General features: G+C 39.7%; 15 protein-coding genes. 11 read left to right on the forward strand and 4 right to left on the reverse strand.

The genetic code is table 11. From position 1 onward, the window contains the following. The 3 genes from QLG01_RS07990 to QLG01_RS08000 form a co-directional block, all read right to left on the reverse strand. Entirely contained in the window at nt 1–840 is an 840-nt protein-coding gene (locus tag QLG01_RS07990; protein WP_282496193.1) for an ABC transporter permease, read from the reverse strand. A gap of 3 nt (nt 841–843) precedes the next feature. Beyond that, on the reverse strand, nt 844–1818 hold the full coding sequence (locus tag QLG01_RS07995) for an aliphatic sulfonate ABC transporter substrate-binding protein (protein ID WP_282496194.1): 975 nt from the start codon (nt 1816–1818) through the stop codon (nt 844–846). A 242-nt stretch (nt 1819–2060) separates the two neighbouring features. Further along, the gene (locus QLG01_RS08000) at nt 2061–3089 is read right to left on the reverse strand and encodes an AraC family transcriptional regulator (RefSeq protein WP_282496195.1); all 1029 of its coding nucleotides are present in this window, start codon (nt 3087–3089) and stop codon (nt 2061–2063) included. Nucleotides 3090–3258: 169 nt separating this feature from the next. Between QLG01_RS08000 and QLG01_RS08005 the strand changes: the two genes are divergently transcribed. Both QLG01_RS08005 and QLG01_RS08010 read left to right on the forward strand, forming a co-directional pair. Next, the gene (locus QLG01_RS08005) at nt 3259–4029 is read left to right on the forward strand and encodes a 3-hydroxyacyl-CoA dehydrogenase (RefSeq protein ID WP_151821850.1); all 771 of its coding nucleotides are present in this window, start codon (nt 3259–3261) and stop codon (nt 4027–4029) included. Between the two features lie 19 nt (nt 4030–4048). Then, on the forward strand, nt 4049–5185 hold the full coding sequence (locus QLG01_RS08010) for an acyl-CoA dehydrogenase family protein (RefSeq protein ID WP_198308468.1): 1137 nt from the start codon (nt 4049–4051) through the stop codon (nt 5183–5185). Between the two features lie 133 nt (nt 5186–5318). Here the strand turns inward: QLG01_RS08010 and QLG01_RS08015 are convergent, their stop codons facing one another. Continuing rightward, nucleotides 5319–5897 (reverse strand): flavin reductase family protein, encoded by a 579-nt coding sequence (locus QLG01_RS08015; RefSeq protein WP_191900061.1) that lies wholly within the window; start codon nt 5895–5897, stop codon nt 5319–5321. A 173-nt stretch (nt 5898–6070) separates the two neighbouring features. Between QLG01_RS08015 and QLG01_RS08020 the strand changes: the two genes are divergently transcribed. From QLG01_RS08020 to QLG01_RS08060, 9 genes are all read left to right on the forward strand, one after another. After that, a complete protein-coding gene (locus QLG01_RS08020; RefSeq protein ID WP_282496196.1) occupies nt 6071–6847 on the forward strand; it encodes a HesA/MoeB/ThiF family protein in 777 nt (258 codons plus the stop codon). Nucleotides 6848–6905: 58 nt separating this feature from the next. Then, on the forward strand, nt 6906–8204 hold the full coding sequence (locus tag QLG01_RS08025) for an AarF/UbiB family protein (RefSeq protein WP_282496197.1): 1299 nt from the start codon (nt 6906–6908) through the stop codon (nt 8202–8204). A gap of 15 nt (nt 8205–8219) precedes the next feature. Continuing rightward, complete coding sequence (gene folB / locus QLG01_RS08030) at nt 8220–8600, forward strand: dihydroneopterin aldolase (RefSeq protein WP_282496198.1); 381 nt, start codon at nt 8220–8222, stop codon at nt 8598–8600. After that, complete coding sequence (locus QLG01_RS08035; protein WP_282496199.1) at nt 8557–8994, forward strand: 2-amino-4-hydroxy-6-hydroxymethyldihydropteridine diphosphokinase; 438 nt, start codon at nt 8557–8559, stop codon at nt 8992–8994. The genes folB and QLG01_RS08035 overlap by 44 nt, the downstream gene beginning before the upstream one ends. Before the next feature lie 258 nt (nt 8995–9252). Further along, nucleotides 9253–10962: a potassium-transporting ATPase subunit KdpA gene (gene kdpA / locus QLG01_RS08040; protein ID WP_282496200.1), complete on the forward strand. Its 1710-nt coding sequence runs from the start codon at nt 9253–9255 to the stop codon at nt 10960–10962. An 8-nt stretch (nt 10963–10970) separates the two neighbouring features. Then, nucleotides 10971–13010 carry a potassium-transporting ATPase subunit KdpB gene (kdpB, locus tag QLG01_RS08045; RefSeq protein ID WP_081407578.1) on the forward strand — a complete coding sequence of 680 codons (2040 nt, stop codon included), beginning with the start codon at nt 10971–10973 and terminating at the stop codon, nt 13008–13010. Nucleotides 13011–13023: 13 nt separating this feature from the next. Beyond that, nucleotides 13024–13629, forward strand: coding sequence for a potassium-transporting ATPase subunit KdpC (gene kdpC / locus QLG01_RS08050; protein WP_282496201.1), 606 nt, complete (start codon nt 13024–13026; stop codon nt 13627–13629). A gap of 38 nt (nt 13630–13667) precedes the next feature. Then, the gene (locus tag QLG01_RS08055) at nt 13668–16322 is read left to right on the forward strand and encodes a sensor histidine kinase KdpD (RefSeq protein ID WP_282496202.1); all 2655 of its coding nucleotides are present in this window, start codon (nt 13668–13670) and stop codon (nt 16320–16322) included. 11 nt (nt 16323–16333) lie between these two features. Further along, nucleotides 16334–17050: a response regulator transcription factor gene (locus tag QLG01_RS08060; protein WP_282496203.1), complete on the forward strand. Its 717-nt coding sequence runs from the start codon at nt 16334–16336 to the stop codon at nt 17048–17050. Nucleotides 17051–17057 lie beyond the last annotated feature (7 nt).

Below are 17057 nucleotides of genomic sequence, written 5' to 3' on the forward strand. Positions count from 1 at the left end.
TTACTTTTGTAGTGTATCCCGCCAACGTAATAACCAGTTTTCAATAAGTTTCATTAAGGTATCGGTTACTTTACCTAATAGGGCTAATAAAATAATTGCAATGATAACAATATCTGGGCGAGAGGTTTCTCGGCCATCACTGAGTAAATAGCCAATCCCTTGAGTGGCTGCAATCAGTTCAGCTGCAATCATAAACATCCAAGATAAGCTTAAGCTGTTGCGTAAACCCGTTAAAATGCCTGGAGAGGCTGCCGGTAAAATAATAGATATAATCCGCTGAAAAGCATTAAGCCGATAAACTTTTCCAACTTCAATGAGCTTTCTATCTACATTATGAATTGCTGCAACTGTATTGGTATAGGTTGGAAAAAATGCTCCAATTGCAATCAATGTAATTTTTGAACCCTCATCAATTCCTAACCAAAGTAATAGCAGTGGGATCCACGCAAGACTTGGAATAGATTTAATTGCTGAAAAAGTTGGTTCTAAATATGCTTCTGCCTCTTTACTTAATCCCACCCAAATCGCAAAAGCTAAACCTAAACCGCTTCCTATAATAAAGCCCAACAGAACACGCCATGTACTAATATAAATGTGGGCAAATAGATCGCTATGAGCTAAATCTAAAAAAGATTGCCATAAACTAGACGGGGCAGGGAGTAGATAAGCATCGATATAGCCATTTCTGACTAAAAATTCACAAGCCCCCAAAAAGATGAGTGGAATGAGTAGCGCTTTAAACCAACGTGTAAATTTATTGTTTAAATGCTTTTTCTGCGATTTTAAAGCCTGCTGAGCTAAGAAATGATTTAGCTCAGCTTTGTTAAGTGAATCACTCATATACTATTTCACGACTTTTTGAGCAAAGCGAGGATCTAACAACTGATCAACCACTTGATTGACATTGGTGCCTTTTCTAACCAAGTCTTCTTCAGTCAAAATTTTCCCAGAACGTTTTAGCGCTTGTGCCTGAGTTGCCGATGGAATGCTTTGATCGAAGTTGGTTCGGCTCAATTGTAGCTTAGCCACAGGCAGAGGGAGTTTTGATTCTTGAGCTAAAAGTGCTGCCACTTTATCTGGATTGGCTTTTGCCCATTTTCGGGCTTGTTCGTAGGCTTTAATAACGGCTTCTATCGCTTCAGGGCTTTGCTTTGCAAAGTCTTCTTTAACACTCAGTACGCTATAACTATTAAATGCTACATTACGATAAAGTAATTTCGCGCCCGATTGAATTTGAGCTGAAGCCATTAAAGGATCAAGTCCAGCCCAAGCATCTACTTGACCGCGTTCTAATGCAGTTTTTCCATCGGGGTGCTGTAAATGAACCAGCTGTACATCGCGTTTACTCAAGCCTACAGTGTCTAGCGCTTGTAGTGTAAATAAGAATGGATCGGTTCCTTTGGTGGCTGCAATTTTCTTACCTTTTAAGTCTTTTAGGCTTTTAATTGGTGAGTCTTTTGCAACAACAAGAGCGGTCCATTCCGGTTGGCTTTGTACGTAAACAGTTTTAATTGGACTACCATTTGCTCGGCTTAATACAGCTGCTAATCCAGCGGTAGAAGCAAAATCGATGCTGTTACTATTGAGGTATTCTAATGAGCGATTGCTGCCTTGACTAAAAACCCATTTAATTTGAGTATTTGGGAGTGCTTTCTCAAGAAGTTTTTGATCTTTGACGACTAAACTGGTTGGTGCGTAGTAAGCATAATCAAGTTTAAGTGTAGCCGGAACTACTGCAAAAGCAGATGAAGCAAATACAAACCCCAATGTTGATACCAACAAAGTCTTTGATAAAGAAAATTTTGATTTTAAAGACATGATAAAAATAGAACCGAAATGAAATAAGAGATTATCCTTTCACGCGTTTGATGGCTTACAAACTTAGTTATTTTGATTTGTAAATCAGATTGAAAGATAAAAGTTTAGATAAAATTATAAATCACTGTTTCTATAGTGATTATTAAGTTTTAAGTAATACACTTATCTGAAATATTGAATTTAAAAGACATAAATATCATAAGCTTAAGGTTTTATGCCTCAAGCTTCATTGAGTGTGGATTTTATTGCTTGTGTGCAGTTAAATTATCTCGATAGGCCCCTGGACTGACGCCAGTCCATTTTTTAAAGGCACGGTGAAAGGCGCTAGGGTCTTGGAAGCTTAAATTTTCACTAATATCTTGAATTGAATCATTCGTTTTACTTAAACGTTCAACGGCAATATCACATCGGATTTCATTTTTAATTTGTTGATAACTGACTCCTTCATGTTTGAGGCGGCGCTGAATGGTGGCTTCCGAAATATTGAGTTGTTTTGCAACATCTTTGAGTTCGGGCCATTGGGCGGGGTGGAGTTTCAATAAATGACGACGAATAAGAACGCTCAAGGCATTTTCATTTTTAAAGCGAACTAAAAGATTTTGTGGAGTTTGTTCTAAAAAATCATAAAGCGCTTTTTTATCTTTTTTAATTTTAATATCTAAATAGTGGGCATCGAATTCAACTCGATTTATCTCGGCATTAAATTGAATATCTTCACCGAAACGTACGAGATAATCCTGAATATCGCTCGGTTTAGGACAACGTACTCTAATACTATTTAAGCCAATTCGTTGGTCTACTAACCAGCACATAAGTCCGTGTACTAATATTAAAAAGGTTGCATAGGTAAACATGCGTTTAGGTTGTTCATGATCATGAATGATCACATACGCTTTTTCTTGATCTCGTATTAATTCTCCACGCATATCATCTAAAACAAAGTTAAAAAACTTCAAAATATCGTAGAGTGCTTTTTCTAAAGTTTCGGCCGTACTGACAAGTTTAGTCAATAATTTATAGCTGCCCCGACGCATGGGATGACTATCCATACCAAAAAACTCATCGTTCATGGTGTTAGCAAGCTCTATCCATAATTGGGCATATGTCGTAACAGGCACACGAGCCTTTGGAGACATCAGTAATTCAGCGGGAATGCCTGCTTTATTTAGAATTATTTGTGTATTTAGGCCTTTGGCATAAGCCGCACTCAGTGCTTCATGTACTAGTGCAATCGAAATTGTGCCTTTACTTAAAGAAGATTGGACAACCATGTCAAAGACTCATATTTTCTTCATATATTTCAAGTGAAATATTTCATATTTAAAATTTGGATTGATCAAAAGCTGCAAGCATTTTGAGGTTTTTTGAAATTGTATCGGAAAACAACAACTTTTACTCTCACAACTAAAGTTAAAGAACATTTCTATAGGATCGTAAATAATGAAAATTCAAGGGAAACATTTCGTGATTACAGGTGGTGGCTCTGGTTTAGGTGCTGCTACAGCTGAGTATTTGGTAAAGCAAGGTGCTTCAGTCACATTGGTCGACATGAATGTAGAAGCAGGCGAACAGCAAGTAAAACAATTAGGGTCAAAAGCTGACTTCGTAAAACTTGATGTAACCGATGAAGCTGCTGCTGAACAGTTCTTTAAAGATGTGTTAGTAAAACATGGTCGTTTGCATGGCTTAGTAAACTGTGCGGGTATTGGCCCTTCTGCAAAAGTAGTTGGTCGTGAAGGTGTACATGATTTGGGATTATTTTCAAAAACGCTGCAAATTAATGTCACGGGTACGTTTAACATGCTGCGTTTTGCAGCAGATGCAATGAGTAAAAACACGGTTGAAGCAGGTGAAGAGGACCGTGGAATCATTGTTAACACCGCTTCTGTTGCAGCATTTGATGGTCAAATTGGACAAGCAGCTTATTCAGCATCTAAAGGCGCTATTGTTGCGATGACATTGCCAATTGCTCGTGAGCTTGCGCGCCATGGCATTCGCATTATGACCATTGCGCCAGGAATTATGGAAACCCCAATGCTTAAAGGAATGCCACAAAATGTGCAAGATGCTTTAGGACAAATGGTGCCATATCCATCTCGTTTAGGAAAACCCGAAGAATTTGCTCGTTTAGTTGGGCATATTGCTGAAAACTCTTACTTAAATGGTGAAGTCATCCGTCTAGATGGTGCAATTCGTATGGCAGCAAAATAATAAAAACAAGGATATTTAAATGATCTTAAATGCTGAACAAAGTATGGTTCAGGAGATGATGCGTAATTACTCGCAAAATCAGTTAAAACCAACAGCTGCACATCGCGATAAAACTCATGAGTTTCCAGCTCAAGAGTTAAAAGATTTAGGTGCACTAGGTGCTATGGGCATGACCGTTCCTAATGAATGGGGCGGTGCGGGAATGGATTATGTCTCTTTGGTACTCGCAATTGAGGAAATTGCCGCAGGCGATGGTGCTATTTCGACAATCGTAAGCGTACAAAACTCTTTGATTTGCGGTATTACACTGGCATACGGTTCAGAGCAGCAAAAACAAACCTATTTGCCAAAATTTGCCTCTGGCGAATGGCTAGGGTGCTTTTGTTTAACTGAGCCACATGTCGGTTCCGATGCGAGCGCAATTCTATGTAAAGCCGAGCGAGATGGTGACCATTGGGTTTTAAATGGCGTAAAACAATTTATTACCAGCGGTAAAAACGCCCAAGTGGCTTTGGTATTTGCGGTCACAGATAAACAAGCTGGCAAAAAAGGCATTTCGTGCTTTCTTGTGCCGACCAATACACAAGGTTACTTGGTGACTCGAATTGAAGACAAAATGGGCCAACATGCTTCAGACACAGCAACCATTACTTTTGAGGACTGTCGAATTCCGTTAGAAAATTTGGTAGGGCAACAAGGTGAGGGTTATAAAATTGCACTTTCTAATTTAGCAGCTGGACGTATTGGGATTGCTGCTCAATCTGTTGGAATGGCAAGAGCGGCTTTTGATGCAGCCGTGCAATATGCAAATGAACGTAAGGCCTTTGGGGTGGAATTAGTTCAGCATCAGGCGGTTGGTTTTCGCTTAGCCGATATGGCAACTCAGATTGAAGCTGCACATCAGCTAGTTTTGCATGCTGCAACTTTAAAAGATGCGGGGCTACCTTGTTTAAAAGAAGCCTCAATGGCGAAACTCTTTGCATCAACTATGGCTGAGCGAGTTTGTTCAGATGCGATCCAGATTCATGGTGGCTATGGCTACGTGAGCGATTTCCCTGTAGAGAGAATTTATCGTGATGTTCGTGTAAGCCAGATTTATGAAGGGGCTTCGGATATTCAACGTTTGGTGATTGCTCGTGAAGTTGCTCAAGTTTAAATATGAAATTTTAAAAAATAGTCACTGACTGCAAAAGACCGCAATTGTTATGCGGTCTTTTGCCATTGAGCAGAAATTTTCTAGGTTGAATTCAATACACTTCAAAATTTAAATGAAACTCGCTTTTTGATGATTAAAGCTGAGCTTTGACTTCTTCACCAATCAAGTAAAACGTTCCACCTGCAATATAGTGCAGGCTTCGAAGTTCTTTCGGTGCATCTTGAAAGTGCCAGTGCCCATCTCTAAAAACACGGCTATCTGCCCATGCACCCACAACAGAACCAATAAATAAATCATGAGCCGACTGATTATGAGGTTCTGGAATAAGTTTACAGACAAGCCATGCAATGCAACCTGATACAAGCGGGCTAGTAAGACCTTCTTGATAAAATAGTTCAACACCACAATGCTCAAGTTTTTGTGGATCATCCAACTTACTAATGGTGCCAAGTTGATGAGTCAGATCAAGCTGTGCATAGCAAGGAACTTGTAGTGTGAAATAGCCACTTTGCTCAACGAGCTGTCGGGTTTTAGTACTTTTATCAAGAACCACGGACACTTTGGCTGGTTTGAACTCTAAGGCACATGCCCAAGCGGCAGCCATCACATTGCGGTCATCACCATGTTGTGCAGAAACAAGCACAGTTGGACCATGATTTAATAAACGATAAGCTTTTTCTAACTCTACAGGTGCAATATATGATTGCGTCATATTTAGCCTAAGTAATAAAGAAAATAGATATTTCTATTGTTGCAGAAAGCTTGATAGATGCAATGTTGGTAAATAAGGTTTATTAGAATAAAAAAGTTGTTTCTATTTTATAGCTTTCATAATGACGAACTTAGTCATAAAATCATTTCGCTTCTAAGTGAAAGGATTAACGCGTGACCGAGCTTCAAGATATCGATTTTGTAGAGTTAAGTGATGAAGAAATGCATCTCTATAGCCGTCAGATTTTACTTGATGGATGGGATATTGAAGCTCAAGAAAGACTCAAGCTTGCTAATGTGTTGATTGTGGGTGCTGGTGGAATAGGCTGCAGCAGTGCAGAACTACTTGCGCGAGCAGGGGTTGGGAAAATTACACTGATTGATGCAGATACGATTGAGATAAGTAATTTACAGCGTCAAATTGCATTTGGTCATGAAGATATCGGACGTTATAAAGCAGAAATTTTGGCTAAACGTTTACAGAAAATTAACCCTTATATCTGTGTCGAATACTATAACGAACGGTTAGACGAACATAACATTGATAGACTGGTTGAACACCAAGATGTGGTTTTAGATGGATGTGATAATTTTACAACCCGCTATTTAGTAAATGCAGCTTGTAAGAAGCATCAGGTCGCTTTAATTAGTGCTTCAGCAATTGGTTTTCAGGCACAAATGTTTATGGTTGAAGGAGATTCAGCTTGTTATGAGTGCCTTTTTCCGAAAGAACAGCATAGCAATGAAGGACTGCGCTGTGCAGAATCAGGGGTACTTGCGACTACTCCTGTAATGATAGCGTCATTACAAGCACATCACACTTTGCTATATTTAGGTTTAAATCGTACACCTTTAAAGCAGAAACTATTATTGTGGGATGGTTTAAATATGACACAACGTATTGTTAGTTTTGATAAAGATGTAAATTGCCCACTTTGTCAGGCAAGCTAATCAGTAAATTAAACAAAATTTGCTACACTCAACCTGAATGATTTGGTTTTGAAGAAATATGAAAAAAAATATTTTGTTTGATGGGTTACGTTCCGTCGCCCGCATTGGTGAAACAGCAGTGGTTGCGGCCAAAGCTGGAATTAAATACGCAACTGAAAAACCAAGTAATGCCAAACTCATGCGAGAGACTTTTGAGTCGCTTGGCTCAACTTATATTAAGCTTGGTCAGTTTATTGCGAGTACACCATCGCTTTTCCCGCGAGAATATGTAGAAGAATTTCAAGGTTGTCTAGACCAGACACCAACACTCCCATTTAGTTATATTCAAGGTGTGCTTGCGTCTGAATTTGAAGGGCGTGATTTAAGCCAAATTTTTAGCTATATCGATGAAAAACCATTAGCTTCTGCTTCAATTGCTCAGGTTCATGCAGCTAAGCTGACCACAGGTGAAGATGTCGTTATTAAAGTACAAAAGCCTGGCGTTGAAACCATTTTATATACAGATTTAAGTGTAGTGCATTGGGCTGCTAAGCTACTTGAACGTGCAGTACCAAAAATCAAATTTGCTGCTCTTTCAGAAATTGTTGATGAAATTAAAAGCCGTATGGTTCGTGAAGTCGATTTCATTGAAGAAGCACAAAACTTAGATGACTTTATTGAATATCTGAATATTTCACAAAACAAAGCTGCGACTGCACCTAAAGTTTATCATCAGTTTTCTACACGTCGTGTTTTGACTATGCAACGCCTATACGGTGTGTCTTTGACTGACTTTAGTGTTGTAAAACAATATGCTAAAGATCCATCGCAAGTACTGATTACTGCCATGAATACATGGTTCGGTAGCCTCATGCTATGTAAGAGTTTCCATGCGGATTTACATGCTGGAAACCTAATGTTGCTTGAAGATGGTCGAATTGGTTTTATTGATTTTGGTATTGTCGGCCAGTTAAAGCCAGAAGTCTGGACAGCATGCATGGCCTTTATGGATGCATTGCAAAAAACTGATTATCAGGCAATGGCTGAAAATATGCTGAAAATGGGTATGACTCATAACAAAGTTGATGTTGGTGTATTGGCACAAGATTTAGAGCGCTTGTTTAACGGCGTATTAATGTCTGACCCTCAACAAATTCTCGCTTCAAATCCAGCCGATTTAAACGACATTATGATGGATATGGTAGGGGTTGGTGAGCGCCACGGTATTAAATTCCCACGTGATTTTGCCTTGTTATTTAAGCAAATGCTTTATTTCGATCGTTTTATGCGCGTACTCGCACCATATACTGATATTTATGCAGACCAACGTTTGAAAATGGTTCAAAATATGGAACCTGCTTCGTTGTTAAAGCACTAAGGTCAGTTTAAATTTATGGATGCCATTATTATTGAAGGCTTGAAGGTTGAGACAGTGATTGGCTGTTTCAACTGGGAAAGACAAATCATTCAACCTTTAATGTTGGATTTAACCATCCATAATGATTTGAGCCGAGCAGCGCAGTCTGACAAACTTGAGGACACACTCAACTATGCCCAGATTTGTGAGTTATCGGCTCAAACCATTCAACAAGCCAAACCTGAGTTAATTGAGCACGCAGCTCATCTGGTTTTGCAATGTTTATTTGAAACCTTTCCAACAATTGAAAAAATTACCATAACCATCCGTAAGCCAGCCATCATTGCAGAAGCAAACGCTGTAGGAATTCGTCTTGAACGCACCAGAAACAATTTTTGCGCTCGCCCTAGCGAGTAATTTAGACGCAGATCAGCACTTTACTTTTGCGTATACGCAATTAGCAACTTTGGGGAAAGTGCAGTTTTCATCTGTTTATCAAATTCCATGCCGAGATGGTATTGGAGATGATTATTGGAATTCAGCATGTCTATTAAAAAGCACTTTATCGTGTGACCGAATTGAATCTTTTTTAAAGCAACTCGAATCAGATTCTGGACGTGTTCGTCCATCGCATCATATCTCATTAGATGTAGATTTGATTGCATGGGGAAGTGATCTGGACCATATGCAATTTAATTCTAAAAAATTACCTTTGGCACTTGATGTAAAAATTCCTTTATATGAACTTTGGTCTTGTGAAACCTTAAAGGCTGATAGCATGCTTTATCCAGTCGTTAACTTTAAAGTTTAAAGGCTTTCAAATTAGATTTTACGCAAACTTTACGCGGTCTTTAATTTCCTCAATAGAGAATTTACGGGCATTTTATCCATACTGAAATTCACTAAATTAGTGTTATTTCAGGACAATAAAGATGCTTATAAATTCTCAAATGCGCATCTTGCATCAGTCTGGCATTGTGTTATGCGGACTTAAAACAAATGATATTTCTTCATCTCTCCTTATTTCCAGTTTGGCAAATCAAGCCAAGGGGTATAGAGGAGAATAGCCATGTTAGAACTTATACTTGTTTTATTTATTGCTATTTTTCTAGCATGGTGCCTCGGTAAATATCTATCCAAAGTGATGACAAATCAGCCGATGGCGGGCGATGGATTATTTCGCTGGATTGAAAATCCTGTTTATCGCTTGTTAGGTATATCTTCACAACAACAAATGAACTGGAAACAATATTCTCTAGCATTTGTTGTTAGCTGTGTTTTTCTAGCTATAGCCGTTTTTGCTATTTTTATGACACAAGCATGGCTACCATTAAACCCCAATCATGCACCAAATATGAGTTGGGATTTAGCATTACACACGGTTATTTCATTTTTAACCAATACCAATCAACAGCATTATTCTGGGCAAGCTCAATTATCTTATTTGTCGCAAATGACAGGTATTGTGGGCTTGCAAGTCATTACTCCAATGATGGGACTAGCTTTAGTTGTCGCGACCTTAAGAGCTTTCTTTTATCAGCGCCCAAGCCATATTGCAGTCGATGTTGCCGAGCAGCCAGACCAAATTTTAATTGGGAACTATTGGGCAGATGTAATTCGCCCTACAGTCCGATTCTTGCTTCCTCTCTGTTTTGTCTGGTCTTTATTGCTCAACAGCCAAGGCGTACCAGCGACTTTCCAAGGCGGGCCAGAAGTACAGCTGATTGATAAAGCCAATACAGTTCAAACCCAAAAAATTCCTTTAGGTCCAGTTGCACCAATGGTAGCGATTAAGCAATTGGGTAGTAATGGTGGTGGTTGGTATGGTCCAAATAGTAGTGTGCCTTTAGAAAATCCGACACCACTTTCTAATTTATTAGAAATGATTGCGATATTACTCATTCCACTTACCGTGATTTTTATGGTTGGGCATTTTACCCAGCGTAAAAAGTTTGCCTACTTTGTGTTTGGTAGCATGCTTTTCATGTCGCTTATTTCAGGTGCAGCCGCCGTTTGGTCTGAGAGTATGTCATCGACAGCATCTCAGCTTGCCGTAATGGAAGGTAAAGAACAACGTTTTGGACCAGCCGCATCAGCAGTTTGGGCAGCGATCACTACGCAGGTGAATAACGGTTCGGTCAATATGATGCATGATTCTTCTGCGCCGCTTACTGGTTTAGTCGAACTCATCAATATGTTGATTAATGCCATTTGGGGTGGTGTGGGCTGTGGTCTGCAACAGTTTATGATTTATCTGTTACTCGCAGTATTTATTGCAGGTTTAATGACAGGTCGTACCCCTGAATTGTTTGGGCGCAAGATTGAAGCGGCAGAAATTAAGTTGCTCGCGATTATTATCTTGATTCAACCTTTAGTCATTCTTGTATTTACCGCATTAAGCCTCAGCATTCCAGGCATATCTGGAATTAGTAATCCGGGACCACATGCTATTAGCCAAGTGTTCTATGAATATGTTTCTGCCTTTGCCAACAACGGTTCAGGTTTTGAAGGCCTTGGAGATAACACCGTATGGTGGAACGTCACTTGTAGTATCGCTCTTCTTTTAGGACGTTTCCCGACATTAATTTTACCATTAATGATTGCAACACGTTTAGCAGCAAAAAGAAAAGCACCTGAAACAGCAGGAAGCCTCCAAGTTGAAACGCCAACTTTTGCCTTAACGCTGATCACGATTGTGGTGTTGCTTACCTTATTACAATTTATGCCAGTTCTTGTCCTTGGGCCAATTGCCGATCAACTTTTGTTGGTTAAAGGCTAAGGAGGCGAGTGAAAATGAATACACAAACTCATGTAAATAGCCATAAAAAAACCATGGCAGTACCAAATTTTGAAGTTTGGAAAAATGCATTTGTGAAATTGCTACCACAACATGCAATTAAAAATCCTGTGATGGCAATTGTATGGCTTGGGACAGTGGTTACTGGAATCAGTACCATTTTGGGTTACACCACACTGTTATTTGGTTTGGCAGTAACAGCTATCCTGTTCATTACCATTTTATTTGCCAACTATGCCGAAGCTGTTGCAGAGGCTAGAGGTCGTGGTCAGGCATCTTCATTGCGTGCAGCAAGAGAAAACTTAACCGCTCGAAGACTCAATTCTTTGACCGACCGTCAAGCGACTCAAGTTGCAGCAACTGAGCTTCACTTAAATGATTTTATTGAAGTTCATGCAGGTGAGCTTGTTCCAGCCGATGGTGAAATTGTAGAAGGTTTTGCCACTATTAATGAATCGGCTGTTACAGGTGAATCGGCACCTGTATTACGTGAAGCTGGAACTGACCGTTCAGGTGTTATTGGCGGGACTAAAGTACTTACAGATCGTATTATCGTTCAGGTTACTGCTGAATCTGGCCAAAGTTTCTTGGACCGTATGATTGCTTTGGTTGAAGGTTCAAATCGTCAAAAAACACCGAATGAGATTGCACTTGGCTTTTTGTTAATGGTGATGACACTCACGTTTTTAATTGTCGTGATTAGCTTGCCGTTTATTGCCAATTATTTGCATGTTGAACTTGATCCAGTTGTGCTCGTGGCGTTATTGGTCTGCCTAATCCCAACAACTATTGGGGGCTTATTGCCTGCGATTGGGATTGCGGGTATGAACCGTGCGCTCAAAGCCAATGTCTTGGCAAAATCAGGTAAAGCCGTAGAAGTTGCTGGTGACATTGATGTTCTTCTACTCGATAAAACAGGAACTATTACCTATGGCGACCGTCAAGCGACTTCTTTTTATCCTTTAACTTCGGTAACTGAGTCTGAGTTACGAGTGGCTGCTTGGGTAAGTTCGCTTGCAGACCCAACACCAGAAGGAAAATCGATTGTTAAATTAGCAAAAGAACAAGGGCTAAAACAGCAAGAACCTGAGCAGGTTGAATTTATCTCTTTTAGTGCATCAACCCGAATTTCTGGTGTGAATTTCCCTAATGGTGATCAAATTCGTAAAGGTGCGTTAGATGCCATTTTGAAATTTGTCGATGAAGATTATTCTCAAGATTTAGAGTTAAAAGCGCGTGTTGAGCAAGTTGCAAAAAAAGGTGCAACCCCATTGGTTGTCGCAAATCAACATCATGTATTGGGCGTGATTGAACTCTCAGATGTGATTAAACACGGCATTAAAGAACGTTTTGCTCGTTTAAGAGAAATGGGTATCAAAACCGTAATGGTGACGGGTGATAATCCGTTAACTGCTGCTGCGATTGCTGCTGAAGCTGGTGTAGATGACTATATTGCCGAAGCAAAACCAGAAGACAAACTGGCTTGTATTCGCACTGAACAACAACAAGGTCGTTTAGTTGCGATGGTCGGTGATGGAACCAACGATGCACCTGCATTAGCTCAGGCAGATATTGGCTTAGCCATGAATTCTGGTACGCAAGCTGCGAAAGAAGCAGGCAATATGGTTGATCTAGATTCAGACCCGACCAAACTACTTGCGGTGGTTGAAATTGGTAAACAGCAGTTGATTACTCGTGGTGCTTTAACAACGTTTTCTTTAGCAAATGACGTGTCGAAATACTTTGCAATTTTGCCTGCATTATTCGCTGCAGCGATTCCGCAAATGCAGGTTTTAAATGTGATGCATCTGGCGAGTCCAAGTAGTGCGATTTTATCGGCATTAATCTTTAACGCGATTATTATTCCGCTATTAATTCCAATTGCTCTTCGAGGTGTGAAATTTAAACCTTCAACTGCAACTCAATTATTACGTCGAAATATGTTGATTTATGGTGTGGGTGGTGTGGTTCTACCATTTATTGCCATTAAAGCGATCGATGTGGTGATTGTTCAATTATTTGGTTTGTAATCTGGAGTTTGAAATGAAAACTTATGTACAAAATTCAGAAGCAAATTTGGGTCAGACCTTAAGAGCATCTTTAGGATTATTAATTTTTACTCTAGTAGGGTGCGGTGCTGTTTACAGTACTATCGCTACTGGCGCCGGACAGGTTTTATTCAATAATCAGGCCAATGGTAGTTTGGTCGAAATAGATCACAAAGTTGTTGGGTCAACTTTAGTGGCTCAGCCATTTGTCGGGAATGAATATTTTCATCCACGCCCTTCGGCAGCAAATTATGACCCAATGGCAATGGCGGGTACAAACTTAGCTCGTACTAATCCTGAGTTACAAAAGCAAATCGACGCTCAGATACTCGCGGTGAAAAAGCAAGATCACACAGGCAATACACCTATTCCAAGTGATTTGGTGACTAAATCTGGCAGCGGTATCGATCCGCATATTAGTCCCGAAGCCGCTCAGTTACAGGTGGCTCGAGTGGCTCAAGCGCGCCATTTAGATCTTAAAGTTGTGGAAGGGCTATTGCAAAAGCATATTGAACCGATGCAGTTTGGTGTATTAGGACAAGCTCGTGTTAATGTATTAGAGCTCAATATTGCTTTAGATCAATTACAATCTACACATTAACTTAAAAATAAAGTTGTTAGTTTACCGGATGATATCAAGTGCAAAGCAATCGCGAAAATCAGGCTGAGGCCTTATTAAATCATGTCAACAGATATCAAGCCGGTCGACTAACGGTCTTTTTAGGTGCGGCGCCTGGTGTTGGAAAAACCTATGCCATGCTTGCTCGTGCCAAAGAGTTGTTTCAACAAGGTACAGACGTTGTTGTTGGCATTGTTGAAACCCATGGGAGAACAGAAACTCTAAAAATTTTGGAAGGGTTGCCTCAGATTGCTAGAAAGGAAATGCAGTATCAGGGGCATAGTTTAGAAGAAATGGACTTGGATGCTATTTTACTTAGGCATCCCGAAATCGTTTTAGTTGATGAGTTGGCTCATCGCAACGTCCCAAATAGTCGTCATGAACGCCGTTGGCAAGATGTCAATGAATTACTAGATGCAGGTATTGACGTATTCACCACCATGAATATTCAGCATTTAGAAAGCCTAAATGATGTGGTGTACCAGATTACGGGCATTAGGGTAAGTGAAACTGTACCAGATAGAGTGTTTGATCGTATTCGAGACATTCGTTTAATTGATTTGCCAGTCAGTGAACTCATTGAAAGGCTCCATCAAGGAAAAGTCTATGTGCCCGATCAAGCAAATCTGGCATTACAAGGCTTTTTTAGCATTTCAAATTTAACTGCACTACGTGAACTAGCAATGCAATGCGTTGCAGAACATGTTGATTCAGATTTAAAAGAGAGTTATGCCTCTAAAGGTTTGAAATCTATATCGTTGCAAAATGAATTAATGATTGCGATAGATGGGCAAGGTTCTTCTGAATATTTAGTACGGGCAGGTTGCCGTTTAGCAGAACGTTATGGGGCTGCGTGGACGGTAGTGAATGTTGCTAAAAGTTTGGACTTTGGGCAGAGTTCAGGAAATTCATATAAAAAAGAATATATTGAGATTGATCGTGCATTTGAACTGGCTCGGCAACTCGGTGGTCGCACAGAAGTAATATATGGCCATCAGGTTGCATCTGTTTTAATGGATGCGGCTGTGGATAGGGGAATCTCAAATCTGGTCATTGGCAAAAGTATTTCGCCGTGGTGGTTAAAGTTATTTAAGAAAAATTTAGCTCAACAATTATTGAATCAAGAAAACTCAATTGCTTTAACCATTTTGCATCCAGAACAGGGTACAAAAAAGACAACTCAGCTTGAAAAGCCATCATTTTTATCACTAAAAGAAAGTATTTTTGTTTTAGCGGTTACCTGTGCGAGTATTTTTATAGCGCACTTTGCTGAAGTTTTATTAGGGATTGAAGACTTTTCTGTCATTTTCATTATTTCAGTTTTAATTGTCGCCACTAAAACCAGAATGCTCGCTGCGGTAGTGGCAGCTCTTATTTGTTTCTTGGCTTATAATTTTTTCTTTATTGCACCGCGTTTTACTTTTCAGATTTCAGCACATCAAGGTGTGGTTACCGTTGTTGCTTTTTTTGCGGCCGCTTTAATCGCTGGGCGCTTGGCTTCTCAATTACGTCAACAGGTTTTGTCTTTAAAAGCTGCGAATGCCTACACCACGGTGATGCAAGACTTGGCACGTAAGCTCTCTAGTGCAGTAAACCTTGAAGAAGTCATGCAAACAGGACGTATGACCTTAGAAACACAGCTTCAAACTAAAGTATGGATTTCTATTCAAGATAGAGTGATTTCATCTGACATAGAGCTAAACGACAAAGAAAAAGTGGCAGCAGATTGGTGTTTGAAGCATCAACAACCATGTGGGCGTTTTACCGATACACTCAGTCAGTCAAACTGGTGGTTTTTACCTCTTCTAGAACAGAAAAATAGCCTAGGTATAGTGGGAATTTACTTTAAGGATGATGTGGTTTCTCTAAATTTTGAGCAAAAGAAACTGACGGAAAGTGTAATTGAGTATATTGCACAAGCAGCACTGCGAACTCAATTGGTCAATGAACTTGAACAAGCAAAAGTCACCAGTGAAACAGAGCGATTACGTTCTGCTTTATTATCTTCGGTATCGCATGATTTACGTTCACCGCTTGCTTCTATTATTGGTGCAGCAGACACACTTGCCCATTTTAAAGCTGATATGTCAGAACAAGACCAACAGGATTTACTCGAAACCATTCATTTAGAAGGCGAACGCTTAGATCGTTATATTCAAAACCTACTTGATATGACACGTTTGGGGCATGAAGGTCTATCTTTAAAAAGAGACTGGATTGGTGTGGATGAATTAATTGGTTCTGCAACCCGCCGTTTAAAGCGCTATAAACCAGATACTCAAGTGTCGGTTGAATTACCTGAACAAGCGATTAGTTTATATGTACACCCAGCACTGGTAGAGCAAGCCATTTTTAATGTTTTAGAAAATGCGGCAAACTTTTCACCTCCAGATGAATCTGTCATGATTCGTGCTCAACTTTCATCAGAAGATGAAGTAAAAATAGAAATTGAAGATAGAGGAGCGGGAATTCCTGAAGACGAAAGAAACCGCATTTTTGATATGTTTTACACCATGGAGCGTGGAGACCGTGGAAAATTTGGTACAGGTTTAGGGCTAACGATTGTTAAGGCAATTATTGGTGCTCATATGGGTACAATAGAAGCATTTTCAGGACGCCAAAATAAAGGTACTTTAATTCAAATCAGATTACCCATTCATCCAGTAAAAGAATAAGTTGTAAAGTCATGATAACTTCAGAAACATCGCCTGTAGAAACACGTATTGTGATTATTGATGATGAGCCTCAAATCCGTAAATTTTTAGACATCGCTTTAAGAACACAAAAATACAAAACCATGCTCTGTGAGACTGGTTACAAAGGCCTAGAAATTTTGGCGACCCAAGGTGCTGATTTGGTTATTCTTGACCTAGGTTTACCTGATTTAGATGGTAAAGAAGTACTCCAAGAATTACGTAGCTGGTCGAATGTACCTGTCATTGTGTTATCTGTACGTGCCGATGAATATGAAAAAGTTGCTCTGCTCGATGCTGGCGCAAATGATTACATGACCAAACCTTTTAGTGTGCAAGAGCTTTTGGCGCGCATACGTGTCATTTTAAGAAACCAACCAATCCAGCAAGAAGCACATGTGTATGATGATGGTTATCTCAAAGTTGATGTTACGCAACGTTTGGTGTGGATTGAGCAACATCCAATTACGTTAACTCGAAAAGAATTTCAACTTTTGACGTTATTAATGCGCTATCAAGGTCAGCTTTTAACACAGCCACAGCTCTTAAAAGAACTATGGGGGCCAACCCATCAGGAAGATACTCACTATTTGCGTATTTTGGTAGGTAAGTTGCGAAGCAAACTAGGGGATAACGCGATTCAACCACGCTATATTGCTACTGAACCTGGTGTTGGATTACGTTTTTTAGCTCAACAGAAAAATCATTAATGAGATA

The sequence above is a fragment of the Acinetobacter sp. V89_4 genome (genome assembly GCF_029967875.1).
GTDB lineage: Bacteria > Pseudomonadota > Gammaproteobacteria > Pseudomonadales > Moraxellaceae > Acinetobacter > Acinetobacter oleivorans.